Origin of the sequence: Streptococcus sp. SS4 (genome assembly GCF_030440125.1) — a bacterium.
Taxonomy (GTDB): Bacteria; Bacillota; Bacilli; order Lactobacillales; family Streptococcaceae; genus Streptococcus.
In genome coordinates this window covers 134,753-158,260 of record NZ_JAQFJM010000008.1, presented here as the reverse complement: position 1 = coordinate 158,260, position 23,508 = coordinate 134,753, and the positions used below count along the sequence as shown (strand labels likewise).

General features: G+C 39.4%; 25 protein-coding genes and 1 other annotated feature. Of the genes, 21 read left to right on the top strand and 4 right to left on the bottom strand.

The features are described from left to right. Window positions 1–4: 4 nt before the first annotated feature. Window positions 5–364 carry a YbaN family protein gene (locus PCY16_RS08505; RefSeq protein WP_195414128.1) on the top strand — a complete coding sequence of 120 codons (360 nt, stop codon included), beginning with the start codon at window positions 5–7 and terminating at the stop codon, window positions 362–364. A gap of 51 nt (window positions 365–415) precedes the next feature. On the opposite strand, the gene PCY16_RS08500 is transcribed toward PCY16_RS08505, so the two are convergent. Then, window positions 416–1,630, bottom strand: a complete 1,215-nt coding sequence (locus PCY16_RS08500) for an aminoacyltransferase (protein WP_195414127.1) — start codon at window positions 1,628–1,630, stop codon at window positions 416–418. Window position 1,631: 1 nt separating this feature from the next. Further along, complete coding sequence (gene yidA, locus PCY16_RS08495; RefSeq protein ID WP_002890845.1) at window positions 1,632–2,441, bottom strand: sugar-phosphatase; 810 nt, start codon at window positions 2,439–2,441, stop codon at window positions 1,632–1,634. Window positions 2,442–2,619: 178 nt separating this feature from the next. Here yidA and PCY16_RS08490 point away from each other — a divergent pair, with 178 nt between their 5' ends. The 4 genes from PCY16_RS08490 to PCY16_RS08475 all read left to right on the top strand — a co-directional run bounded on the left by PCY16_RS08490 (window position 2,620) and on the right by PCY16_RS08475 (window position 7,760). Next, on the top strand, window positions 2,620–3,477 hold the full coding sequence (locus tag PCY16_RS08490; protein WP_195414126.1) for a GNAT family N-acetyltransferase: 858 nt from the start codon (window positions 2,620–2,622) through the stop codon (window positions 3,475–3,477). A gap of 91 nt (window positions 3,478–3,568) precedes the next feature. Then, window positions 3,569–3,955 (top strand): DUF1934 domain-containing protein, encoded by a 387-nt coding sequence (locus tag PCY16_RS08485; protein ID WP_002890847.1) that lies wholly within the window; start codon window positions 3,569–3,571, stop codon window positions 3,953–3,955. Window positions 3,956–4,219: 264 nt separating this feature from the next. Further along, the gene (locus PCY16_RS08480) at window positions 4,220–6,904 is read left to right on the top strand and encodes a cation-translocating P-type ATPase (RefSeq protein ID WP_195414125.1); all 2,685 of its coding nucleotides are present in this window, start codon (window positions 4,220–4,222) and stop codon (window positions 6,902–6,904) included. A 109-nt stretch (window positions 6,905–7,013) separates the two neighbouring features. After that, window positions 7,014–7,760 carry an NADPH-dependent oxidoreductase gene (locus PCY16_RS08475; protein WP_195414124.1) on the top strand — a complete coding sequence of 249 codons (747 nt, stop codon included), beginning with the start codon at window positions 7,014–7,016 and terminating at the stop codon, window positions 7,758–7,760. A gap of 23 nt (window positions 7,761–7,783) precedes the next feature. Here PCY16_RS08475 and PCY16_RS08470 read toward each other — a convergent pair whose 3' ends face one another. Beyond that, on the bottom strand, window positions 7,784–8,641 hold the full coding sequence (locus PCY16_RS08470; protein ID WP_195414123.1) for a metallophosphoesterase: 858 nt from the start codon (window positions 8,639–8,641) through the stop codon (window positions 7,784–7,786). Between the two features lie 93 nt (window positions 8,642–8,734). Here PCY16_RS08470 and queG point away from each other — a divergent pair, with 93 nt between their 5' ends. The 11 genes from queG to PCY16_RS08415 all read left to right on the top strand — a co-directional run bounded on the left by queG (window position 8,735) and on the right by PCY16_RS08415 (window position 20,571). Continuing rightward, entirely contained in the window at window positions 8,735–9,853 is a 1,119-nt protein-coding gene (queG, locus tag PCY16_RS08465) for a tRNA epoxyqueuosine(34) reductase QueG (RefSeq protein WP_049554308.1), read from the top strand. Between the two features lie 51 nt (window positions 9,854–9,904). Continuing rightward, window positions 9,905–11,003, top strand: a protein-coding gene (gene prfB / locus PCY16_RS08460; protein ID WP_155198606.1) for a peptide chain release factor 2 whose coding sequence is annotated in 2 segments (ribosomal slippage) — window positions 9,905–9,976 and window positions 9,978–11,003 — 1,098 coding nt in all. Because the reading frame shifts where the segments join, the coding sequence is not laid out codon by codon here. Between the two features lie 87 nt (window positions 11,004–11,090). Continuing rightward, window positions 11,091–11,783 carry a cell division ATP-binding protein FtsE gene (ftsE, locus tag PCY16_RS08455; RefSeq protein ID WP_002885005.1) on the top strand — a complete coding sequence of 231 codons (693 nt, stop codon included), beginning with the start codon at window positions 11,091–11,093 and terminating at the stop codon, window positions 11,781–11,783. Then, window positions 11,776–12,705 carry a permease-like cell division protein FtsX gene (gene ftsX, locus PCY16_RS08450; protein ID WP_003092823.1) on the top strand — a complete coding sequence of 310 codons (930 nt, stop codon included), beginning with the start codon at window positions 11,776–11,778 and terminating at the stop codon, window positions 12,703–12,705. The genes ftsE and ftsX overlap by 8 nt, the downstream gene beginning before the upstream one ends. Before the next feature lie 154 nt (window positions 12,706–12,859). Further along, window positions 12,860–13,342, top strand: a complete 483-nt coding sequence (locus PCY16_RS08445) for an 8-oxo-dGTP diphosphatase (RefSeq protein ID WP_037601370.1) — start codon at window positions 12,860–12,862, stop codon at window positions 13,340–13,342. 9 nt (window positions 13,343–13,351) lie between these two features. Continuing rightward, on the top strand, window positions 13,352–14,530 hold the full coding sequence (locus tag PCY16_RS08440) for an AI-2E family transporter (protein ID WP_037601373.1): 1,179 nt from the start codon (window positions 13,352–13,354) through the stop codon (window positions 14,528–14,530). Continuing rightward, window positions 14,520–15,749, top strand: a complete 1,230-nt coding sequence (locus PCY16_RS08435; protein WP_037601376.1) for a tetratricopeptide repeat protein — start codon at window positions 14,520–14,522, stop codon at window positions 15,747–15,749. Before PCY16_RS08440 ends, PCY16_RS08435 begins: the two co-directional genes overlap by 11 nt. Before the next feature lie 121 nt (window positions 15,750–15,870). Further along, the gene (gene lepB, locus PCY16_RS08430) at window positions 15,871–16,428 is read left to right on the top strand and encodes a signal peptidase I (protein WP_037601379.1); all 558 of its coding nucleotides are present in this window, start codon (window positions 15,871–15,873) and stop codon (window positions 16,426–16,428) included. A gap of 156 nt (window positions 16,429–16,584) precedes the next feature. Then, window positions 16,585–18,711 (top strand): N-acetylmuramoyl-L-alanine amidase, encoded by a 2,127-nt coding sequence (locus PCY16_RS08425; RefSeq protein ID WP_301354527.1) that lies wholly within the window; start codon window positions 16,585–16,587, stop codon window positions 18,709–18,711. A gap of 79 nt (window positions 18,712–18,790) precedes the next feature. Next, window positions 18,791–20,014 (top strand): peptidase T, encoded by a 1,224-nt coding sequence (gene pepT / locus PCY16_RS08420; protein WP_195414094.1) that lies wholly within the window; start codon window positions 18,791–18,793, stop codon window positions 20,012–20,014. A 56-nt stretch (window positions 20,015–20,070) separates the two neighbouring features. Continuing rightward, window positions 20,071–20,571 carry an EbsA family protein gene (locus PCY16_RS08415; protein WP_195414095.1) on the top strand — a complete coding sequence of 167 codons (501 nt, stop codon included), beginning with the start codon at window positions 20,071–20,073 and terminating at the stop codon, window positions 20,569–20,571. Here the strand turns inward: PCY16_RS08415 and PCY16_RS08410 are convergent. Beyond that, the gene (locus PCY16_RS08410) at window positions 20,555–20,752 is read right to left on the bottom strand and encodes a ferredoxin (protein WP_002890861.1); all 198 of its coding nucleotides are present in this window, start codon (window positions 20,750–20,752) and stop codon (window positions 20,555–20,557) included. The genes PCY16_RS08415 and PCY16_RS08410 overlap by 17 nt on opposite strands. 45 nt (window positions 20,753–20,797) lie before the next feature. Here PCY16_RS08410 and PCY16_RS08405 point away from each other — a divergent pair, with 45 nt between their 5' ends. The 5 genes from PCY16_RS08405 to rplT all read left to right on the top strand — a co-directional run bounded on the left by PCY16_RS08405 (window position 20,798) and on the right by rplT (window position 23,495). Continuing rightward, window positions 20,798–21,448, top strand: coding sequence for an SAG1386/EF1546 family surface-associated protein (locus tag PCY16_RS08405; RefSeq protein WP_073685942.1), 651 nt, complete (start codon window positions 20,798–20,800; stop codon window positions 21,446–21,448). A gap of 21 nt (window positions 21,449–21,469) precedes the next feature. Further along, on the top strand, window positions 21,470–22,150 hold the full coding sequence (gene cmk, locus PCY16_RS08400) for a (d)CMP kinase (protein ID WP_002890865.1): 681 nt from the start codon (window positions 21,470–21,472) through the stop codon (window positions 22,148–22,150). A gap of 23 nt (window positions 22,151–22,173) precedes the next feature. Beyond that, window positions 22,174–22,296, top strand: a sequence feature (ribosomal protein L20 leader region). A gap of 13 nt (window positions 22,297–22,309) precedes the next feature. Further along, on the top strand, window positions 22,310–22,840 hold the full coding sequence (gene infC / locus PCY16_RS08395) for a translation initiation factor IF-3 (protein ID WP_002885108.1): 531 nt from the start codon (window positions 22,310–22,312) through the stop codon (window positions 22,838–22,840). A gap of 38 nt (window positions 22,841–22,878) precedes the next feature. Next, on the top strand, window positions 22,879–23,079 hold the full coding sequence (gene rpmI / locus PCY16_RS08390) for a 50S ribosomal protein L35 (protein ID WP_002885093.1): 201 nt from the start codon (window positions 22,879–22,881) through the stop codon (window positions 23,077–23,079). A gap of 56 nt (window positions 23,080–23,135) precedes the next feature. Then, window positions 23,136–23,495: a 50S ribosomal protein L20 gene (rplT, locus tag PCY16_RS08385; RefSeq protein ID WP_002885090.1), complete on the top strand. Its 360-nt coding sequence runs from the start codon at window positions 23,136–23,138 to the stop codon at window positions 23,493–23,495. Window positions 23,496–23,508 lie beyond the last annotated feature (13 nt).

Genomic DNA, 23,508 nt, shown 5'->3' with positions numbered 1-23,508 from the left:
ATTCATGAAAGTAATTTATCTCTCTCTAGGAATGTTGTCGTTAGGTTTGGGAATTCTTGGAATTCCGCTTCCAATCTTACCCACAACACCTTTTCTACTTTTAGCCATTGCTTGCTTTGCTAGAAGTTCTAAACGTTTTGAGAAATGGTTATATCATACTAAGCTATATCAAAGTTATGTAGCCGATTTTAGAGAAACCAAATCAATTGCCAAAGAACGAAAGAAAATGATTATCATCCAAATCTATGTTTTGATGGGAATTTCAATCTTTTTTGCACCTATCCTTTGGGTGAAAATCGGACTTTTTTGCTTGACAGTCTTCATCACCTATTATTTATTTAAGGTTATTCCTGATAAAGACTAAGCTATCATCAAAAAATGAGACTTCCAAGATGGAGTCTCATTTTATATATTATTAATGTTTGCTACGTAATTTCTTACGGAGTTTATAGGCAAAATTGGCTAGTCCGTAAAGAGGGCTAACTGGAAGGTTAAATTCCCCAATAAATTGTTCAATGCGTGGGTTAAATTTTGACTTGAAATTGTACAAGCCACCATCAAGCGAATTTTCAATTCCTCCCATGTTTTGCCACTCGGCACCACGCTCGAAAGCGTGATTAGCTGTCTCATACCATGTCAGGATAGCCGGTTGATAACGGCGGTAGTCTTCATCCATTCCTGCATAGATATTCTCAGATGTCTTGCCAAATTCAAGAACGAGTGTACCTGAGAGTGGGACCGTCTTATTTCCAGCATTAACCTTTTCTTGAAGGAAGTCAATTTCTTCTTTTAGTCTTTTGTATTCTTGTTTATTGTTCTCGATTCTTCCTGGTTTAGTTTTTTCAGTAAACTTGGCTGCATCAGCAATGTTCTTTTCGAGTTGCTTATTGAGGTCTTTGAGACGGGCTGGTAAATCTAGTGTTGAGAGTGTAATGTAAGAAGACTCTGGGTAAGTAGTCAACAACTTTTCATAATAATCGATTCCACGAAGGTGGATGTTTTTACGAGCCTCTGTCTTCTTCATCAGAGAAGCGAATTGTTCAAGAAGCTCAGTGCCACCAAATTGCACTGAAATCCCCTTGTTTCGAGCAGTACGAACAGCCTGCTTAGTGCTCTTAGAGAGTTGTTCTTCAGTGAAATCTTCCTTATGGATGTTAGCCTGGAAGCGAGGCTGGATATTTTCAGACATATCTTCAGTGAGGCCTGTCCATTCAACGCCAAGAGCCTGGATGTCTTTGGCAATCGCCATAGTCTCTTTACGGATTTCAGCTTCTTGTGAAATCAGGTTCTTTGTCACAAAAAGGCTTGGGTCAAATTTCACAAAGAGAGCACGCTTTGTTTTGGCATATTTTTTAAGTGAAGCCATAACAAAGGCGAGCAAATCTTTATCTTGATAATCCATAATAGGTCCACGAGGAATATAAATCATAGAAAATCCAAGAGGGAGTGGCTGAATAAGGACACTAGCGACAGCAACGAGATTACCATCTTGATAGAAACCTAGGCGGTCATTTCCCCAGCTATCCTTGATTTTAGCCCATGAACTACTTTGTAATAAGTTTGTTTGAGGACTATCTATAACAAAACGGTCATGCTCAGAAGTACTGAGTCCGGTTTTATAGGTATACATATTATTCTAGAACCCACTTTCTAATAGCATAAGCGACACCAGATTCATCATTTGATTTTGTGATGTGTTTCGCAATTTTCTTCATTTCTGGATTACCATTTTCCATAACAACAGGAGAGCCAACGACTTCAAGCATAGCACGGTCATTTTCTTCATCACCGATAGCCATTGTTTCTTCTTTAGAAAGACCGAGTTTCTCAGCAAGATGGGTTACAGCAATTCCTTTGTTGGCTGTTTTCTTGAGAATTTCTAGGTAAAATGGTGTTGATTTTACAATAGTAAAGCGGTCATAAAATTCCTGTGGAAGTTTGGCAATAGCTGCATCAAGAATTTCAGGTTCATCGATATACATGGCCTTAACGAATTCCTTGTCAGCCACCTCTTCAGGTGTACGATAGTAAATCGGCATATGAACAAGTGTAGACTCATGAACCGTGTAGCGGCCAATGTTGCGATTACTTGTGTAGATACCATCTTTAGTAATAGCGTGAGAATGAACACCAAGCTTGTTAGCCAAAACCTCAATGTCAAGGTAGTCTTCGTATGAGAGTGTCTCACGAATTAATTCATTACCAGTAGAAGTTTCTTGGACAAGCCCACCATTGAAGGTGATAACATAATCTCCGTCTTGGTTGAGGTTAAGTTCTTCAAGAAGAGGAAGCACCCCAGGAATAGGACGACCAGTCGCGATAACAACCTTTACACCAGCAGCCTTGGCATCTTGAATGGCTTGAAAGACTTCCGGTGTAACTTGACGTTGGCTATTTAAAAGCGTTCCATCAATATCAACTGCAATAAGTTTAATAGACATAATAATTACCTGTTTCGTTTAGTTAGTTTCCCTTCTATTTTACTAAAATTTAGGCGCTTTGTCATAGTTCTTCCTGAGAAAAGTATTATTGCTTCTTTAAAGAAGTAGTTTAGGTAAAAATTGCCCAAATGCTTTTTAATTGGTAAAATAAGGTCAGACAAATAAAGGAGAGACAAGAGTGATTCGAGCAACCAACCAATTGACGGAAAAAGAACGAAAGGCAGCAAAAGCATTGATTGCTAGCTGTCAAGCCTATGACCAAACCTTTCGAGAACCCTATCTCTCCAATATGCTTAATTTTGATCCCAATATGCCGGGCTTTTTCCTCTATTATCAAGAGGGAGAGTTGCTTGGTTTATTAACGGTTTATGCGGATGACCATGATGTGGAAGTGGCGATTTTAGTTGCCCCAGATTATCGCCGCAAAGGCATTGCGAGGAGTTTGTTTGACAAATTTCAGAAGGAAACGGCACCTTACCCTATTCGCTCAGTGACCTTTCAGACAGAACGTGTTTTTCTAGATCGTCATCTTGATCTGGCAAGTCATTGGGGGGTGGTTGAGGCTGAAGAGACCGAAACCTGGCTAGGACGAGATAAAACACCATATGCTCTGGATTCTCGTTCAGATGTCAAGGTGCTCTTAGCAGCCCCCGCTTATGTAGAAGAAATAGCCCAACTCCACCACCAAGCCTTTTCTGATCCAGAGGAAACGCTCGATGTGAGTCGCAGATACATTACAGAGGCCTTGAAGGATCCCAATGGCCTACTTTACATCCTCCTCAAAGAAGCTCAGGTCATTGGAGTTTGTACGGTCGATTTATCTGGAAATAGCAACTACCTCTATGGACTTGCGATTGCTGAAGCTTATCGTGGACAGGGCTATGGCAGCTATCTGGCAAAATCAGTCGTCAATCAACTCATTGAGCATAACGATAAGCCCTTTCAAATTGCAGTAGAAGATAGCAATATTGGAGCAAAACGTTTGTATGAAAATATTGGCTTTGTCAAACAAACCCAGGTGGTTTACTTGAAATAGAAATGGTAGACGCAATACTGATACTCTCTTTTAGTATAGAGTTGCTATTATCTTAAGTAGAAAAATAGTTTTAGAAAAGAAGGAATACTTAATGGAAATTAAAATTAAAAACAAAATAAAAGTAGGCGATCAAACGGAGATTATCGAAGAAATCCACACTTGTGAGGTTATGGAAAAAGGAGATTTTACTTATCTTGTTCACCATAATTCCGAGAAAGAAAAAGTGGTTATTAAGTTGAATCAGGATGAGCTAGTGATGACACGCTTTTCTAATCCTAAATCCATTATGCGTTTTTCGGCTAAGGTCCCTGCCTTGGTCCACATACCGACACCACTTGGTACCCAGCATTTTCTGACAGATACTAGTCTATTCGCCCATGACCCAAATGGACAGACAGTTGATATTCATTATCAATTGAAACATCCAGAAACAGAAGACGTTTTTGCTGATTATGAATTAGAGGTTTCTTGGTTTTAATTTTTGAAAAAATAGAATCATTTTGCTTGAATAAAGAATAATTTATGATAAAATGTAAAGTACAAATAAGGGAGTAGCAGGCGACTTTAATCATGAGATTTGATTAACAGTTGCGATTATGTCGTCATTACGAAATTTTACATTTCCGGCATATTCTTAAACAGCGAGACTTGTTTTTAATTAAACAAGTCTCTTTTTGTATAATTTTTTATATAAAAAGAGTCTTGTTAGCCATTTTTCCCTATAGAGAAGGAGGAGATTATTTTGTCGAAAGAACAAAGTAAAGCCTTGTTTTACACACAAGGAGAGGAAGAAGTCCTAAAAAGCTTGGACACTTCCATTGATGGTTTGTCTACTGCACAAGCCAAGGAACGATTGGATGCCTATGGCTATAACGAGTTGGATGAAGGTGAAAAACGCAGCCTCTTGTCAAAATTCATCGATCAGTTTAAAGATTTGATGATTATCATCTTGCTTGTCGCTGCTGCCCTTTCTGTCATTACAGAAGGTATGCATGGTTTGACGGATGCCTGCATTATTTTAGCCGTTGTTGTTTTGAATGCAGCCTTTGGTGTTTATCAAGAGGGGCAAGCAGAAGCGGCTATTGAAGCTCTTAAAAACATGTCAAGCCCTCTGGCTCGTGTGCGTCGTGATGGCAATGTGGTTGAAATTGATTCACGCGAGTTGGTTCCTGGAGATATCGTCTTGCTTGAAGCTGGTGATGTTGTTCCAGCTGATATGCGTTTGCTTGAAGCTGCTTCACTTAAGATTGAAGAAGCTGCCCTTACAGGTGAATCTGTTCCAGTTGAAAAGGATATTATTGAGACGGTTGAAGCAGAAGCCGGAATTGGTGACCGTGTGAATATGGGGTACCAAAACTCAAACGTTACTTACGGTCGTGGTACTGGAGTGGTTACCAATACTGGTATGTATACTGAAGTTGGTAAGATTGCTGATATGCTAGCTAATGCGGATGAATCACAAACGCCGTTGAAGCAAAGCTTGGAGCAATTGTCTAAGACTTTGACTTATCTTATTATTGCTATTGCCTTAGTGACATTCTTGGTTAGTGTCTTCATTCGTGGTGAACAGCCCCTTGAAGGTTTGATGGTTGCTGTTGCTCTTGCCGTCGCAGCGATTCCTGAAGGTTTACCTGCCATTGTAACGATTCTCTTGTCACTTGGAACAACGACTCTTGCCAAACGCAATTCAATTGTGCGTAAATTGCCAGCTGTTGAGACTCTTGGTTCAACTGAGATTATCGCATCAGATAAGACTGGTACCTTAACCATGAACCAAATGACTGTTGAAAAAGTCTATACAAACGGTCAATTGCAAAGCGCTGCTACAGAACTTGGTGCTGACAATACAACCCTTCGTATTATGAACTTTGCCAATGATACCAAGGTGGACCCAGATGGTAAGCTAATTGGGGACCCAACAGAGACTGCTTTGGTACAGTTTGGTTTGGACCACAATTTTGACGTTCGTGAAGTCTTGAAATCAGAGCCACGTGTGGCAGAGTTGCCATTTGACTCTGACCGTAAACTCATGTCTACTATCCATAAGGAAGCGGATGGTACATACTTTGTAGCCGTCAAGGGTGCGCCTGACCAATTGCTCAAACGTGTGACTCGTATTGAAATCAATGGTGAGGTTCGTCCTATCACGGATGAAGATAAACAAGCTATCCTTGCGACTAATAAGGACTTGGCAAAACAAGCTCTTCGTGTCTTGATGATGGCTTATAAGACAACGAATGATATTCCTACCTTGGAATCTGAGGTTGTTGAGTCTGATTTGATTTTCTCAGGCTTGGTAGGTATGATTGACCCAGAACGTCCTGAGGCTGCAGAAGCTGTTCGTGTCGCTAAAGAAGCGGGTATCCGTCCAATTATGATTACAGGTGACCACCAAGATACGGCAGAAGCCATTGCCAAGCGTCTCGGTATCATCGATCCAAATGATACGGAAGACCATGTCTTTACTGGCGCTGAGCTTAATGAGCTTTCTGATGAAGAATTCCAGAAAGTCTTCAAACAGTACTCTGTCTATGCGCGTGTGTCTCCTGAACACAAGGTTCGTATCGTCAAGGCTTGGCAAAATGATGGCAAGGTTGTTGCTATGACAGGTGACGGGGTTAATGATGCACCATCACTTAAAACAGCTGATATTGGTATCGGTATGGGAATCACAGGTACAGAGGTTTCTAAGGGAGCTTCTGATATGGTCCTTGCCGATGATAACTTTGCGACAATTATCGTTGCCGTAGAAGAAGGGCGTAAGGTCTTCTCAAATATTCAAAAATCAATCCAGTACCTCTTGTCAGCCAACATGGCCGAAGTCTTTATTATCTTCTTTGCCACACTGTTTGGTTGGGATGTGCTTCAACCAGTACACCTTCTCTGGATTAACTTGGTAACAGATACCCTTCCAGCTATCGCTCTTGGTGTTGAGCCAGCTGAACCAGGTATTATGACTCACAAACCTCGTGGACGTCAATCAAACTTCTTTGATGGTGGTGTCTTCGGTGCTATCATGTATCAAGGTGTTTTCCAAACCATCCTCGTTCTTGCAGTATATGGTTGGGGCCTTGTCTTCCCAGAGCACCATACACAAGCAGAAATTCATGCGGATGCCCTTACAATGGCTTTTGCAACACTTGGATTAATTCAGTTGCTCCATGCCTTTAACGTTAAATCTGTGTATCAATCAGTCTTTAAAGTTGGTCTCTTTAGAAACAAGACTTTCAACTGGGCAATTCCAGTAGCCTTCGTTCTTTTGATGGCAACTATTGTAGTGCCTGGATTTAATAACCTCTTCCATGTGTCACACCTTAGTCTGACACAATGGCTTTCAGTTATTGTAGGTTCCTTTTTGATTGTGGTATTAGTTGAATTAGTCAAAGCTATTCAACGTGCCCTTGGTAAGGATAAGGACGCTATTTAAGATATAAAGTCAGAGATAATGGTCTCTGGCTTTTTCTTATCACATCTTGAATTCAGGAGGAGTCTTGTTTATAATTGAAGAGAAATGATCACAAGTTAAGGAGAAGGCCATGAACGAGACTATTAAGACACAACTCAATCACCGTAGCATCCGTCAATTTAAACCTCAAGCTTTGACACGAGAAGAAGTTAACCTTTTGGTTGATGTTGCAAGACATACAGCAACGAGTAATTTTAGACAGTCCTATTCGATTATCAGTATTACTGATGAAACATTGAAGGAAGAAATTGCAGAGATTGCCAACCAGCCTTATATTCCAAATGCTGGGCATCTTTTTGTATTTGTTGTGGACCAAAGACGTAACACACTGATTGCAGAGGCAAAAGGCGCTGAAGCCTTGGTCCAAGGTAGTCCTGAACGCTTTATCTCGGCCTTCTCGGATGCTATGATTGCTGCTCAAAATATGGTAGTAGCTGCTGAGAGTTTAGGTATGGGAACAGTTTACCTTGGCAGTATCTTGAATGATAACGCTAAACTTTCAGAGCTTCTCAAACTTCCAAAGTATGTCTATCCAGCAGTAGGATTAGCAGTTGGTTGGCCAGATCAAGAACCGCAGCTTAAACCTCGTTTACCCAGTCACGTCATCCATATGGAAAATTATTATCGGGACTTAGAACATCCCTTAGAGGAGCTAAAAGATTACGACGCTGAAGTTCATGAGTATTATGACCTTCGTGATCTCAATAACAGAGTTGATGAATTTACAACACAGATTGCAAAGACAATGGATCAATCCGTTGCCAATCGTGCGAATACCTTGAAGGACCTTCAAAAGCAGGGATTTTTCACCGACTAAAAAACGACTCCTAAAGAGTCGTTCTACAAATCAAATAGTGTCATGGATGAAAGGAACTCATTTGCAGTTCCTTTTTTTTCATATTCTAAAAACTCCGACCGTTTCTTGACCAGGTTGTAACGTTTGGAGAGGTTCCATGTTCCAGTAGGATTGAGTTTAGGGTGATTGGAAACAAAGTCGATGGTTAAATCCCATTCTCGTCGGTATCCAAGAGGACGCGAGTGATAGGTTACGCCATCAATAGTTACCGTCCCATAACTGCGGTGGGCATGACCAAAAACAACATCTTTAACGCCATGCTTGGCGAAAATCTGGTGGAATTTTTCCGAGCCTAAGTAGGCATTAAAAGGTGCAAAACGTTGATGCGTCATGGTAAAGCGGCTGTGAGGAACAAAATGCATGGCAACTATAAGGTTACTAGTGTCTAACTCACTTAAGGCATTATCTAGCCTTTTAAGACTAATTTGACAGATATCCGGATCAGTCCCTAATCGTTTAAGTCGCCGGTCGAACCAAAGTTGTTTCTTACGTTTGAGAATCTTATCCAACATTTCATCAGAATAGGAATAGTCATACCAGCCATGAAAAGCCAATAAAGTCTTACTACCTAAATTTATCACCTGAAAATCAAGATTATCAATAAGGTCATCTTCTAAATCAAGCATATCATGATTGCCTAAATTATAGGTGACCTTGACCTCCTTAGACAGTTTTCGTAGAAAGGGTTTTGTGTCGATAAAATAATGGTTAGAAATATCACCAGCGATATGGAGATGGCTAACCTCTTGATTTTTTAGGCACTTTATAAGAGTATCAATTTCATATGTTTCAAAGTGATTTATATCAATATGTAAATCACTCATTACTGCAAGTCTCGTCATAGAAACATTGTAACAAAAAGGTTAAGGCTTGTCTGTAAATGAAGATGGTGGAAAATACTTGCCCTTAGACTACAATTTCATTATGATAAGAATATGGATATCAAATTAGAAATACAAAAGATGGCCAAGGAGATTGGCATTTCAAAAATTGGTTTTACTACCGCCGATGATTTCGCCTATCTGGAAAAATCCCTTCGACTTGGTGTCGAAGAAGGGCGAACAACAGGCTTTGAACATAAAAATATTGAAGAGCGTATTTATCCTAAGTTGACCTTGGAATCAGCTAAAACCATCATTTCCATTGCAGTTGCCTATCCGCATAAGCTGCCACAACAACCTCAAAAAACAGAATATAAGCGTGGCAAAATCACTCCAAATTCATGGGGTCTAGATTATCACTATGTTTTGCAGGACAAACTAAAACGCCTTGCAGAAGGCATTGAAAAACTGACGGAAAACTTCGAATATAAAGGTATGGTGGATACTGGAGCCTTGGTCGATACAGCAGTGGCCAAGCGAGCTGGTATTGGCTTTATCGGAAAGAATGGACTAGTTATTTCGAAAGAATACGGGTCCTACATGTATCTTGGTGAGCTTATTACTAATCTAGAGATTGAACCAGACCAAGAAGTTGATTATGGTTGTGGGGATTGCCGTCGTTGTTTGGATGCCTGTCCGACATCTTGTCTCATTGGCGATGGGACTATGAATGCTCGTCGTTGCCTATCCTTTCAAACACAGGATAAAGGCATGATGGATATGGAGTTTCGAAAGAAGATAAAGACTGTTATCTATGGTTGTGACATTTGTCAGATTTCCTGTCCATATAACAGAGGTATCGATAATCCACTGGCTTCGGACATTGATCCTGAGCTTGCCATGCCCGAATTACTTCCTTTTCTTGAGCTGACCAACAAATCCTTCAAGGAGAAATTTGGGATGATTGCCGGTTCATGGCGCGGGAAGAATATTCTTCAACGTAATGCTATTATTGCCTTGGCTAACCTACATGATCGCAATGCTATTGTCAAACTGATGGAGATAATTGATAAGAATAATAATCCCATCCATACAGCGACTGCCATTTGGGCTCTCGGTGAGATTGTTAAGAAACCCGATGAGGCTATGTTAGATTACATGAGGGAACTGTCACCTAAGGATGAAGAATCCCAAGCGGAGTGGGAGCTTGTGTGTGCAAAATGGCAAATTTAAGTGATTTATGCTAGAATTAAGCATAATACTATAAAATGGAGGAACCTATCCATGGAAGTGGCAGAAATTCGCCAAAAAATCTCTGAAAATCAAGAGAAGCTCGTGAGCTTCGGGAGGTCTCTTTGACTTAGATCGTTTGGAAGAGGACATTGCGCTCCTCGAAAACCGAATGACTGAGCCAGACTTTTGGGATGATAATATTGCAGCTCAAAAGACCTCACAAGAGTTAAATGAGCTAAAAATGAAATACGAAACTTTCAACAATATGCAAGAACTCTCTGACGAGACAGAGCTTTATTTAGAAATGTTGGAAGAAGATGATAGTGTTCAAGAAGAGCTTGAAGAAACACTCGAAAAACTTGATAAGATTATGACAAGTTACGAGATGACATTGCTCTTGTCTGAACCATATGACCATAACAATGCCATCCTGGAAATTCACCCAGGCTCTGGTGGGACAGAAGCTCAAGACTGGGCTGATATGTTGCTCCGTATGTACCAACGTTATGGAAATGCCAAAGGTTTCAAGGTCGAAACTTTGGATTATCAGGCTGGTGATGAAGCTGGAATCAAATCTGTAACCCTTGCTTTTGAAGGACCTAATGCTTATGGTTTCCTCAAATCAGAAATGGGTGTCCACCGTTTGGTTCGTATTTCACCATTTGACTCTGCCAAACGTCGTCATACCTCATTTACATCTGTGGAAGTTATGCCTGAATTGGATGATACCATTGAAGTTGAAATTCGTGATGATGATATCAAGATGGATACATTTCGTTCAGGTGGTGCTGGTGGTCAGAACGTCAACAAGGTTTCTACAGGTGTGCGTTTGACCCATATTCCAACTGGTATTGTTGTTGCTTCAACGGTTGACCGTACACAATATGGGAACCGTGACCGTGCGATGAAGATGCTTCAAGCTAAACTCTATCAAATGGAGCAAGAAAAGAAAGCAGAAGAAGTGAATGCTTTGAAAGGTGATAAGAAAGAAATCACTTGGGGAAGCCAAATTCGCTCATATGTTTTCACGCCATATACCATGGTTAAAGATCACCGTACAGGCTATGAAGTTGCCCAGGTTGATAAGGTAATGGATGGGGATATTGAAGGCTTCATCGATGCCTACCTCAAGTGGCGTATGGAAGAATAGTAATAACATACTTATTTCAAGTATTAATATACTCTATCTCAATGAAAGGAAGGCGTTCAGCTACTTTAGTAGTTGAATACTGACATTATGGCTCTTATTGAATTAAAAGATGTTACTAAGAAGTATGATAAGTCAACAACAGCCCTTAGACACATTGATTTGTCTGTTAACTCTGGGGAGTTTGTTTACTTAGTCGGCCCTTCTGGTGCTGGTAAATCAAGTTTAATTCGCTTGTTCTACCAAGAAGAAAAATTAACGAGTGGTTCTATGAAGGTTGGAGAGTTTGATTTAACTCGACTTCGTAAGAAAGACGTTCCACTCTTGAGACGTTCCATTGGAGTTGTTTTCCAGGATTATAAACTCCTTCCAAAGAAAACAGCTTTTGAAAATGTTGCTTATGCCATGGAAGTTATTGGCGAGAAACCTCGTCATATCAAGAAACGAGTGGCAGAAGTACTCGAGTTGGTTGGTCTTAAACACAAGATGCGTTCGTTCCCAAATCAATTGTCTGGTGGTGAGCAACAGCGTGTTGCTATTGCGCGTGCTATTGTAAATAATCCAAAAGTTTTGATTGCGGATGAACCAACAGGGAACCTGGACCCAGAAATTTCTTGGGAAATTATGCAGGTCCTTGAACGTATTAACTTGCAAGGGACTACCATTATAATGGCGACCCATAACTCAACTATCGTTAATAACCTTCGTCATCGTGTCGTAGCGATTGAAGAAGGACGTATTGTTCGTGATGAAGAGGAAGGAGAGTACGGTTACCATGATTAGACGCTTTTTCCGCCATTTAGGAGAATCGATTAAGAATCTCAAACGTAATTTGTTGTCGACACTTACGGCAGTATTTTCGGTAATGATTGTTCTTTCACTTTTAGGTGTCTTTGGCTCTGTTATCTTAAATACACAGAAATTGGCTTCAGATATTGAAAAGAATATTCAGGTCAATGTCTACTTGGATCCAGATTCATCAGATGCCTCGAAAACAGTCAAGGAACTTTCTGGACAGATTGTAGCTAATAAAGACTACCATAAGATTTATGATGCTTTAACCAAGATCAAAGGTGTAGATAAGGTTACTTTCTCTAGCAAAGAAGAACAAAAGAAACAACTCATTGAAACAATGGGGTCAAGTTTCGAGACAGCGACTGGGGATGCTAACCCACTATCTGATGTTTACATCGTCCAAACGAAATCACCAGATGATGTCAGTCGAGTTGCTAAGGAAGCTAAAGCCATTCAGGGCGTTGATAATGCTAACTTTGGTGGGTCAGATACCGAGATTCTGATGTCTACTATGAAACGTGTTCAGTTTTGGGGAATCATTGCCACAGCACTTTTAACCATTGTGGCTGTCCTATTGATTTCAAATACCATCCGAATTACCATTATGTCACGTGCGACTGAAATTCAAATCATGCGTTTGGTTGGTGCCAAGAATTCATATATTCGTCGTCCCTACTTGATGGAGGGTGCTTGGATTGGTGCGCTTGGTGCTATCATTCCTTCAGGCCTCATTTATCTTTTGTATCACATGGTATACTCATCTTTGAACCCTGATTTTGTCAAAGGTGGTATTTCGATGTATGATCCAGAGTGGTTTGTCTATGCGGTTATCGGAACCCTCTTTGCAGTCGGTATCATTATTGGTTCGATTGGGTCACGTATGGCAATGCGCCGTTATTTGAAATACTAAAGAAATTAAAGGGGAACCAATCTGGTTCTCTTTTTGTTTGTCCGGAGATTCAGAAAAGCAGATTTTCAACTATATCTCAAAATCGTTTGCTCAAAGCCCAAATCCAATCCCATATTTGGTATAATGTTAAAAAACATTGGAAAAGAGATGCATTATGACAAAGTTAGCTACCATTTGTTATATTGACAATGGAAAGGAGCTTTTGCTCCTACATCGTAATAAAAAGCCTAATGATGTTCATGAAGGAAAGTGGATTTCTGTCGGGGGAAAACTAGAAGCTGGAGAGACTCCAGATGAATGTGCTCGCCGTGAAATTCTCGAGGAAACACATTTTACAGTGACTGATATGGATTTTAAAGGTATGATTACCTTCCCAGAATTTACCCCTGGTCATGATTGGTACACCTATGTCTTTAAGGTAACTGGTTTTGAAGGAGAACTCATCTCAGATGAGGAGTCTCGTGAAGGAACGCTTGAATGGGTACCATATGATGAGGTCTTATCTAAACCAACTTGGGAAGGTGACTATGAGATTTTTAAGTGGATCCTTGAAGATAGACCATTCTTCTCTGCAAAATTTAGCTACGATCGTAACCAGAACTTGGTAGATAAAACTGTAACATTTTATGATAAATAGGGAGGAACTATGAAGCGTAAAAAAACAGAAGATTTTTCAGAAACATGGTTTTTTAAGTGGATATTGAATAATCAGGCTGTCGTAGCCTTTTTCATCTTACTTTTGATTGGTTTGACGGTTTTGATTTTTACCAAGATTAGTCCCATTTTTTCACCCGTCATCCAGTTTATGACCATTATTATGTTGCCATTGGTTATTTCCATGCTCCTTTATTATTTAATAAAACCTTTGGTACTACTTGTAGAAAGAACGGGATTGAGTCGAACCATGTCTATCTTGGTCATATACGCTATCCTTGGCTTGCTCTTGGTTTGGGGGATTTCAACAGCTATTCCAAGCTTACAAAATCAAATTTTGATTTTGATACGAAATGCACCATCATATATTGCACGTGCCAATAGTGAAACGGAACGTTGGATTAATCTTCCTATTCTTTCCAACTTCCATGGTGATTTAGAGTCCATGCTTAGTGATTTCTCAGCGAGAATGGTCAATTATGCTGAAAACTTTTCTTCATCGGCTTTGACATGGGTTGGAACTTTTGCGAGCACAGTAGCAAGGGTGACAGTAGCTATCATTTTGGCACCTTTCATTCTCTTCTACCTTTTAAGAGATAGCCAAAAGATGAAACATAGCTTTGTCTCAGCCTTACCAACTCGCTTTCGTGAAACAACTGTTCGTATGCTTTCAGATATTAATAGTCAGCTCGAAGGTTATGTTCAAGGCCAGGTTACAGTCGCTATTGTTGTTGCCATCATGTTCTGTATTATGTTTAAGATTGTAGGTCTTCGATATGGTATGACTTTCGGTATTATGGCAGGTTTTCTAAACATGGTTCCTTATCTGGGAAGTTTTCTTGCTATGGTACCAGTTGTTATTATGGGATTGGTTCAAGGTCCTGCTATGTTAATCAAGGTCCTCATCATTTTTGTTATCGAGCAAACTATTGAGGGACGTTTTGTTTCTCCACTCGTTTTGGGGAATAAACTAAGTATTCACCCGATTACCATTATGTTTATTCTCTTGACAGCAGGTTCTCTTTACGGTGTTTGGGGTGTCTTATTGGGGATTCCAATTTATGCCTCTGTCAAGGTTGTTGTTAGAGAGATTTTTGATTGGTACCGTTCTGTAAGTAATCTTTATCAAGATGATTTAGAAAATGAAGGACAAAAAGACGATGTTAAATAGCGAAAAAATGGTTGCCTCTATTGGAAACCAAGATTTAGACCACGCAGACAAATATTTTAAAAAAGCTTTACGAGAGGATCCTGCAGAGGTTCTTGTTGAGTTGGGTCAATACTTAGAATCTATTGGTTTCTTACCACAGGCACAGGAAATTTATGAAAAAGTTCGCTTTGATTTTCCAGAGGTTAATGTCAATCTAGCACAAATTGCTGCCGAAGATGGTGATATTGAAGAGGCTTTTCTCTATTTGGATGCCATACCTGAAGACTCTGACGACTATTTGTCTGCTTTAATTGTAAAGGCTGACCTCTACCAAATGGAGGGCTTAACTGATGTGGCACGTGATAAGTTGTTGGAGGCAAGTCAATTATCAGATGACTCATTGATTATTTTTGGTTTGGCTGAGATGGAGTTTGAACTTGGAAATTTTGAACAAGCTATTCATTACTATGCTAAATTAGATAATCGTGATCTTCTTGCGATGACTGGCGTTTCTACTTATGAACGCATTGGTAAGGCTTATGCCAGTCTTGGAAAGTTTGAAGCTGCTCGTGAATTTTTGGAAAAAGCTATTGAAATTGAGTATGATGATACCGTTGCTTTTGAGTTAGCCACTTTGCTCTATGATCAAGAAGAGTATCAAAAAGCTAATTTTTACTTTAAGCAGATAGAAACCATGTCTGCTGACTTCGAAGGTTATGAGTATATTTACGCCTTGTCGTTACATGCAGAACATAAAACCGAAGAAGCTTTACGAATGGCACAACAAGGGATTTCTAAAAATGCCTTTGATGTTCAATTACTTTTGCTAGCGTCACAGTTATCCTACGAGTTGCATGACACTCAATCTGCTGAATCTTATTTGAAGCAAGCCTTGCCATTGGCTGAGGACCAAGATGAGATTATCTTACGATTAAGTACGCTCTATTTGGAAGAAGAACGTTACGAGGATCTAGTGGCTCTAGCCGATTATGAAGTTGATTCTGTTTTGGCTCGTTGGAACATTGCCAAGGCCTACCAAGCTCTTGATGATGATGAAGAAGCTTTTCAAATCTATCAAGATTTGGCTAAAGATTTATCTGAAAATCCTGAATTCCTCCATGATTATGCATATATTTTGCGTGAATTTGGTTACAGGGATCAGGCGCGTGCAACGGCTGAAAAATACCTTGCCTTAGTTCCAGATGATGTCAATATGCAAACATTTCTTGAGGACTATTAAGCTGTGAAACGTTTTAATCATTGGGTTTAAGAGAGGGAGAGATACATTGGGCTTGCTCACTCCCTCTTTTTTTATTTCTCTATTTATGTTATGATTTTATTAGAACCCATAAGGAGTGAATATGGTTAAGAGAGATTTAATTCGAAATATTATCATAGCAGTTCTTGCCATTGTAATGATTTTGTTGTTGAGAGCTTTTGTCTTCTCAACACACCGTGTGACTGAAGGTCAGGCTAATGACTATATTCATGCTGGTGACTATGTTACTTTCAATAAAAATGTTAAGCCTCAGAAAAAAGATTTTATTCTTTATACAGTTAATGGTAAAGAATACATTGGGCGTGTTATTGCTGATGAGGGTAAGAGCGTGACAGCTATGGATGATTTCCTTTATGTTAATGATAAGTCAGTTGACGAAGCCTATATTAGTAAGGGTAAATCAGCTTATTTGGCGACAGTTTCACCTGGGAATTTCTTCACTGATGATTTTTCCATTGCAACATTGACAGATAATAAACAAACTAAGATTGAAAAGGGGCAGTACCTTGTACTGAACGATAATCGTCGTAATACAGATGATAGTCGTAAGTTTGGTCTCATTGACAAAGATCAAATTAAAGGTGTCATCTCTTTCAGATTGTATCCTCTATCACGTTTTGGTTTCGTTGATGTCGATTAATATTTCAATACTACTAAAAAAGCTAGGAACTTTTGATAAGTTTCTAGCTTTTTTGCGAATAAATTGGTGATAGTTCATATTATGACGTTATGATACTGATAGTTTCATCGTTTTAAAATGAATTAGTAGAAATTGTAAGTAGAAAAGGAAATTATGATGCAATTAGGATTTCATTTTGGATTTAAGAAAAGTAAAGCTTATGGACTGTGCGGTGTCATGCTGACAATCTTATTTTTAGGAATGTCTGGTCATTCGGCGAAAGCAGATGAAATGTTGTCACCAACTGATACTTCTTCCTCTTTGAAAGAAAGTACTGATAATCATGAGGTAAGTTATTCTGAAGTAGGAGCGCACGATGATTCAACGAGTCAAATGAATCTACAAAGTGAAAGGGTATTAGAGGAGAAGCAAACAAGTCTGGAAGATTCTTCAAAAATAGCTGTCTTAACCAATAGTTCTGTGACCATAAGCTCTTATCAAGAGGCAGATAATCTTAGCGAAATTGATCAGAATCAAAGTCATTTTCTTAGTGCCATTAAGCAAGGAGCCATGGATGGAGCCAAAGAAGGAATCCTTCCATCTATCACGGCAGCGCAAGCTATTCTAGAAAGTGGTTGGGGAAGCTCTCAACTTGCTAAGGCTCCCAACAATAATCTTTTTGGCATTAAAGATTCAGAGGACTGGCATGGAGCAATAGTAACTGTACCTACACAGGAATATCTTAATGGTGACTATATCACAGTCAATGCTGCTTTTCGAAAATATGCCTCATGGAATGATAGCGTAGTAGACCATGCAAAATTTTTCACGAGTACCGAGTGGCGAAAAGACAATTACCGAAAAGTTGTGAATGAAACAGATTATCGCATTGCGGCTCAGGAACTGAAGAATGCAGGATATGCGACAGATCCAAATTATCCCGGAAAACTTATCCGTTTAATTGAAGCCTATAAACTTTATGAATGGGATGCAATGTGTAATAATTCCATTTCTACCGTAGAAAATGAAGGAGTAGAGAGTCAATATCCCAAAGCCGACCTTGCTATCACTGGTCTCAACAATGCTACGGGTAGCTATGATCTTGTTATCTCAAACTTGATTGTGCCACGAGGTTTCAAAGAAGTCCTAGTTCCAACCTGGTCAGAAAAGAATGGTCAAGATGATATCATTTGGTACAAGGCAGCTAAGCAAGCTAATGGAGACTATAAGGTAACTGTTCGTTCAAGCGTCCATAAAGGTGATAGCGACCTTTATAATTCTCATGTCTATTTGGTTGACAATGATGGTAAATTCATTGGCTTAGGTGGCAAACAAGTGACACTTGATATCACTAAAACTCAAGGAACATTGACTATTACCAATAATGATAAAAATCGTGGAACTTTTGATGTTCTTATCACCAATCTGACGAATCCAAGCGGTATTTCAGGTGTGGTAATACCTGTTTGGTCTGAACAAAATGGTCAGGATGATCTTATTTGGCATAATGCCACAAAACAGGATGATGGTTCATACAAGGTGACTATTTCAGCTAGTCAGCACAAGTGGAATTCAGGCAAGTATATCGTTCATGGCTATATTGTTAATGCTTCTGGTAAGAATATCGGCTTTGGCGCTACCTCTGCCGATGTGGTAGCACCTAAGAAAATCGGTTCGGCATCAAGAGGAAATTACTATGTTTTAAATAAGGTTGTCTATCTCGATGCTGGCCATGGTGGCTATGATCCAGGAGCTTCGTACTTTGGTATTTCTGAAAAGAGCTTGACTTTGGCCATCCAAAGTCGTGTGAAAGCTAAACTAGAATCAGAAGGTTATCAAGTCGTGACTACACGTACCAGCGATACCTATGTTGATTTGACGGACCGCTCTCGTGCAGCCAATGCCTCTGAATCGGATATCTTCGTAAGTATCCATATCAATGCTTCAGGCAGTTCAGCAGCACAGGGAATCGAAACTTATTATTACCAACCTTATGCAGAATACCCATCACGCATTAATGCGACCTACCATGCTAATCCGACGCGATTGAGCATGAGTGACACTTTGGCCAATGCCATCCAGTCCAGCCTTATTAATGCGACTGGCGCTCAGAATCAGGGCGTGAAACATCAAACCTTTGCAGTCTTGCGTGAAACGACAGCGCCAGCAGTTCTCCTTGAACTTGGCTTCTTGTCAAATCCTCAAGAAGCAGCCCGTTTGAATACCTCTGCTTATCAAGAGACTTTAGCTAACGCAATTGTGGCAGGGATTAAGTCTTACTACGAAAAAGAATCTAAAGTTTAAGTTATACGGTTAACCCATCAATATGATGGGTTTTTATGCTATAATGAGGTAAATACTAAATACAACTAAAGGAGTGCTTATGGGCTACGATTTACTCTTAGAGCGTTTTTTACGTTACGTTAAAATCAATACACGTAGTGATGAAAATGCGACAAGAACACCAACAACACAAAGCCAGGTAGATTTTGCCTTGAAGGTTCTAAAACCAGAATTAGAAGAACTAGGTTTAAGTAACATCCATTATTTGGAAAGTAATGGTTACCTAGTGGCAACCCTTCCGGCTAACGATGACCAATTAACACGTAAGATTGGTTTCATCTCACATATGGATACTGCTGATTTTAATGCAGAAGGTGTGTCACCTCAAGTCATTGACTCTTATGATGGAGGTGTTATTCCTCTTGGAAGTTCAGGTTATAACCTAGATTCAGCAGATTTTCCAAATCTCAAGAATTATGTCGGTCAGACACTTATTACGACAGATGGCACAACTCTTCTTGGAGCTGATGATAAGTCTGGTATTGCTGAGATTATGACAGCCTTGGCTTATTTGAAGGCTCATCCTGAAATCAAACATTGTGAGATTCGTGTAGGCTTTGGTCCCGATGAAGAAATCGGAATTGGCGCAGATAAATTTGATGTTGAAGATTTTGATGTCGATTTTGCCTACACAGTTGACGGTGGACCTTTGGGTGAATTACAGTATGAGACTTTCTCTGCTGCGGGAGCAGAACTTACCTTCCATGGACGTAATGTTCATCCTGGAACAGCAAAAGACCAAATGGTCAATGCCCTGCAGTTGGCAATTGATTTTCATAATCAGTTACCAGCAGAAGAACGCCCTGAGTTGACAGATGGCTATCAAGGTTTCAACCATCTTCAAACCATGACAGGTACTGTCGAAGAAGCAAAAGCATCTTATATCATCCGTGATTTTGAAACAGAGTCTTTTGAAAATCGTAAAGCAGCCTTCCAAAAGATTGCCGATGAAATGAATAAAACTTATGGTCAGACACGAGTTGATTTGGTACTCAAAGATCAATACTATAATATGCGTCAGGTTATTGAAAAAGATATGACGCCTGTTGAGTTGGCTAAAGGAGTTATGGAGGAATTGGATATTACGCCAGTTATTGAACCTATTCGTGGTGGAACAGATGGTTCAAAGATTTCATTTATGGGTATTCCAACTCCAAACCTTTTTGCTGGGGGCGAAAATATGCATGGTCGATATGAGTTTGTTTCCTTGCAGACAATGGAAAAAGCCGTAGATGTTATTCTTGGAATTGTCAGTAAACCTTAATTGAGCTTGCTAAATACTGATTTTATGGTAAAATTAGAAGTAATGGAGGTGCTGAGATGATTAAAATTTTCGGCAAGTATCGTTACCATTGGCAACCCGAATTATCTTGGCTAATCATCTACTGGTCTTTAGCCATCACGCCAATCTTTATTGCGGCGGCCCTTCTGTTCGAGTTGTACTCGGTGCCCTCACATATTTTGATGCTTTTCACTATTTTCGTTGCCTTGTTTGGTTTAGGATTCCATCGTTACTTTATTATTGAAAATCATGGAATTCTGCGTATTGTTTCTTTCAATATTTTTAAACCACGCAAAGTGAAAATTAGTGATATTGAAAAAGTCGAAGTTATTAAAACTGGCTTGAGCCTTATTTTTAAAAATGGTAAAAAACGTCAGTTTTATATGAGAAAGTGGCCAAAGAAATATTTCTTAGATGCTTTAGCGCTTCACCCTGATTTCAAAGGTGAGGTAGAGCTATTGGATCATATGACCAACTTTGATTACTTTGCTTTTTATGAGGAATCAAAAAAAGCCCTCAAGCTTAAACTTCGCAAATAAGGGCTTTAGTGGGACAAGACTTGACAGCAGTCAAAGTCTCAGGGGTGTTTTCAATAATTTGATTGAGTTGGTCGCTATCTCTGAACCTAACAATACCTTCGTCATCATAATCGAAGACGGGAGAGTAGGTTTGGCACAAACCACAAGCGATACATTTTTCTGGAATTAATGATACTTTCATAGTATTATTTTAAAATAGATTTATTGTTTTTACAAGGAGAATATCATGAGTAAAAAACCATGGGAAGATAAGGTTTCTGACGAAGAGTTGGAAGAAGTAGTTGACGCTGATTTTCTAGATGATGAAGATGAGTTTGAGGATTATGAAGAAGAAGAGGATGTAACTCCTTCTGATGAAAAACGCGAAAAAGGTGGCGGCTTCATTAATTCATCATTCTTGACAGTCTTGCTTGGATTATTCTTTGTTATTGTTGTATGTATTTTGTTCTTTGTTTTCTATACTTCAAATGTCGGTGGAAACAAAACTGCGGAATCTAAGGAATCATCTGGATTCTACTCATCATCAACTAGCAAAGTTGTTAAATCTTCATCTAGCGAGAAAGACTCAAACAAAGATGAGGAAAGTGAGAAATCTAATACAGAAAAATCTTCAAAAGAGAAATCATCTTCAACTAAAGCATCAAGCTCTTCTAAACATGTAGTAAAAGAAGATGCAACTGAGTCAGCTGAGACAACACCATCAAGCGCTACGGCAGCAGCAGATGGTTCATCAATTGTTGTTCAATCTGGTGAAGGTGCTGGTTCAATCGCCGCACGTGCAGGTATTTCTGTAGATGAATTGGAACGTCTTAACCCTGATCACATGACAAATGGTTACTGGTATGCTAACCCAGGTGACGTCGTTAACGTTCAATAATTTTTAAAGCAAAGGAACATCATGAAAGATATTAGAATTGCTATTGATGGTCCTGCGTCAAGTGGAAAAAGTACAGTAGCCAAGATTATTGCAAAAAATCTTGGCTATACTTATCTTGACACAGGTGCCATGTACCGATCTGCAACTTATTTGGCCTTGCAGAATGGTTTAACTGAGGAAAATGTACCAGAAATTTTGGAGCAACTATCTCAATATCCGATTTCATTCGGAAAAGCAGCAGATGGTAGTCAGCAAGTTTATGTAGGTGATGTCGATATTACACACCCAATTCGTGATAACCAAGTTACAAATAATGTTTCTTGGGTCGCAGCTATTCCTGAAGTGCGTCAAGAACTCGTTGCGCAACAACAACGTATCGCTCAAGATGGGGCTATTATCATGGATGGTCGTGATATCGGGACCGTGGTTTTGCCTGATGCAGAACTCAAGATTTTCTTGATTGCTTCAGTTGATGAACGTGCAGAACGTCGTTATAAGGAAAATATCGAAAAAGGTATCCCTGCTGACCTTGAGACTCTAAAAAAAGAAATTGCTGAACGTGACTATAAAGATAGTCATCGTAAGGTGTCACCTCTTAAACCAGCGGAAGATGCCATCACTTTTGATACTACAGGTGTGTCTATTGATGGTGTTGTGGAATTTATTCAAGAAAAAGCAAAAAAAATTATTGACAAAGGATGACTCACTTGTTATACTATTAACAATGAGAAAAGCAGAAGTGAGAACTTCTCGCCTTGCGACTTAGGTTGTCTGGCCCAACATGTCAAATCCCTCTAGGGATATTATGTGTGCGGGCTTGTATATCAAGTCCGCTTTGTTTTTCTCTAAAAAAATAAAGAGGTGAAGATCATAGCTAAGAAAGATCTATTCATTAACGATGAAATTCGCGTTCGCGAAGTTCGTCTTGTTGGTCTTGATGGTGAACAATTGGGAATTAAACCATTGTCAGAAGCACAAGCTATTGCAGATGATGCAAATGTTGACTTGGTTCTCATCCAACCACAAGCTACGCCACCTGTTGCGAAGATTATGGACTACGGTAAGTTCAAATTTGAGTATCAAAAGAAACAAAAAGAACAACGTAAGAAACAAAGCGTTGTTACCGTTAAAGAAGTTCGTTTGAGTCCAGTTATTGATAAAGGTGACTTTGAAACTAAACTTCGTAATGGCCGTAAATTCCTTGAAAAAGGAAACAAGGTTAAAGTTTCTATCCGATTTAAAGGTCGTATGATTACTCACAAAGAAATCGGAGCTAAGGTCTTGGCGGAATTTGCTGAAAAAACGCAAGATATTGCGATTATTGAGCAAAGAGCGAAGATGGATGGACGTCAAATGTTCATGCAACTTGCACCAATTCCTGACAAAAAATAATTGTCAAACTAACACTATTTTAAGAGGAGAATTTTAAAATGCCAAAACAAAAAACACACCGCGCATCAGCTAAACGTTTCAAACGTACAGGTTCAGGTGGATTGAAACGCTTCCGTGCCTTCACATCTCACCGTTTCCACGGTAAAACTAAAAAACAACGTCGTCACCTTCGTAAAGCGTCAATGGTACATTCAGGTGACTTTAAACGTATCAAATCAATGCTTTCACAAATGCGTTAATTCGCTAAAAGCATTACAAATTAACTAAACTAGAATTAATTCGGAGGAATATATAAATGGCTCGTGTTAAAGGTGGCGTTGTATCACGCAAACGTCGTAAACGTGTATTGAAACTTGCTAAAGGTTACTATGGTGCAAAACACATCTTGTTCCGTACTGCAAAAGAACAAGTAATGAACTCTTACTACTATGCATACCGTGACCGTCGTCAAAAGAAACGTGATTTCCGTAAACTTTGGATCACACGTATCAATGCGGCAGCTCGTTTGAACGGTTTGTCATACTCACAATTGATGCACGGTTTGAAATTGGCTGAAATCGAAGTTAACCGTAAAATGCTTGCTGATTTGGCAGTTAACGATGCAGCAGCTTTCACAGCTCTTGCAGATGCAGCTAAAGCAAAACTTGGTAAATAAGAATTAAGGTGGG

What these genes read in the sequence shown, in the direction of transcription:
- PCY16_RS08505 (WP_195414128.1), top strand. Translation starts at nt 5, where the DNA reads ATGAAAGTAATTTATCTCTCTCTAGGAATGTTGTCGTTAGGTTTGGGA.
- PCY16_RS08500 (WP_195414127.1), bottom strand. Translation starts at nt 1,630, where the DNA reads ATGTATACCTATAAAACCGGACTCAGTACTTCTGAGCATGACCGTTTT.
- yidA (WP_002890845.1), bottom strand. Translation starts at nt 2,441, where the DNA reads ATGTCTATTAAACTTATTGCAGTTGATATTGATGGAACGCTTTTAAAT.
- PCY16_RS08485 (WP_002890847.1), top strand. Translation starts at nt 3,569, where the DNA reads ATGGAAATTAAAATTAAAAACAAAATAAAAGTAGGCGATCAAACGGAG.
- PCY16_RS08475 (WP_195414124.1), top strand. Translation starts at nt 7,014, where the DNA reads ATGAACGAGACTATTAAGACACAACTCAATCACCGTAGCATCCGTCAA.
- PCY16_RS08470 (WP_195414123.1), bottom strand. Translation starts at nt 8,641, where the DNA reads ATGACGAGACTTGCAGTAATGAGTGATTTACATATTGATATAAATCAC.
- queG (WP_049554308.1), top strand. Translation starts at nt 8,735, where the DNA reads ATGGATATCAAATTAGAAATACAAAAGATGGCCAAGGAGATTGGCATT.
- ftsE (WP_002885005.1), top strand. Translation starts at nt 11,091, where the DNA reads ATGGCTCTTATTGAATTAAAAGATGTTACTAAGAAGTATGATAAGTCA.
- ftsX (WP_003092823.1), top strand. Translation starts at nt 11,776, where the DNA reads ATGATTAGACGCTTTTTCCGCCATTTAGGAGAATCGATTAAGAATCTC.
- PCY16_RS08445 (WP_037601370.1), top strand. Translation starts at nt 12,860, where the DNA reads ATGACAAAGTTAGCTACCATTTGTTATATTGACAATGGAAAGGAGCTT.
- PCY16_RS08440 (WP_037601373.1), top strand. Translation starts at nt 13,352, where the DNA reads ATGAAGCGTAAAAAAACAGAAGATTTTTCAGAAACATGGTTTTTTAAG.
- PCY16_RS08435 (WP_037601376.1), top strand. Translation starts at nt 14,520, where the DNA reads ATGTTAAATAGCGAAAAAATGGTTGCCTCTATTGGAAACCAAGATTTA.
- lepB (WP_037601379.1), top strand. Translation starts at nt 15,871, where the DNA reads ATGGTTAAGAGAGATTTAATTCGAAATATTATCATAGCAGTTCTTGCC.
- PCY16_RS08425 (WP_301354527.1), top strand. Translation starts at nt 16,585, where the DNA reads ATGCAATTAGGATTTCATTTTGGATTTAAGAAAAGTAAAGCTTATGGA.
- pepT (WP_195414094.1), top strand. Translation starts at nt 18,791, where the DNA reads ATGGGCTACGATTTACTCTTAGAGCGTTTTTTACGTTACGTTAAAATC.
- PCY16_RS08415 (WP_195414095.1), top strand. Translation starts at nt 20,071, where the DNA reads ATGATTAAAATTTTCGGCAAGTATCGTTACCATTGGCAACCCGAATTA.
- PCY16_RS08410 (WP_002890861.1), bottom strand. Translation starts at nt 20,752, where the DNA reads ATGAAAGTATCATTAATTCCAGAAAAATGTATCGCTTGTGGTTTGTGC.
- PCY16_RS08405 (WP_073685942.1), top strand. Translation starts at nt 20,798, where the DNA reads ATGAGTAAAAAACCATGGGAAGATAAGGTTTCTGACGAAGAGTTGGAA.
- cmk (WP_002890865.1), top strand. Translation starts at nt 21,470, where the DNA reads ATGAAAGATATTAGAATTGCTATTGATGGTCCTGCGTCAAGTGGAAAA.
- rpmI (WP_002885093.1), top strand. Translation starts at nt 22,879, where the DNA reads ATGCCAAAACAAAAAACACACCGCGCATCAGCTAAACGTTTCAAACGT.
- rplT (WP_002885090.1), top strand. Translation starts at nt 23,136, where the DNA reads ATGGCTCGTGTTAAAGGTGGCGTTGTATCACGCAAACGTCGTAAACGT.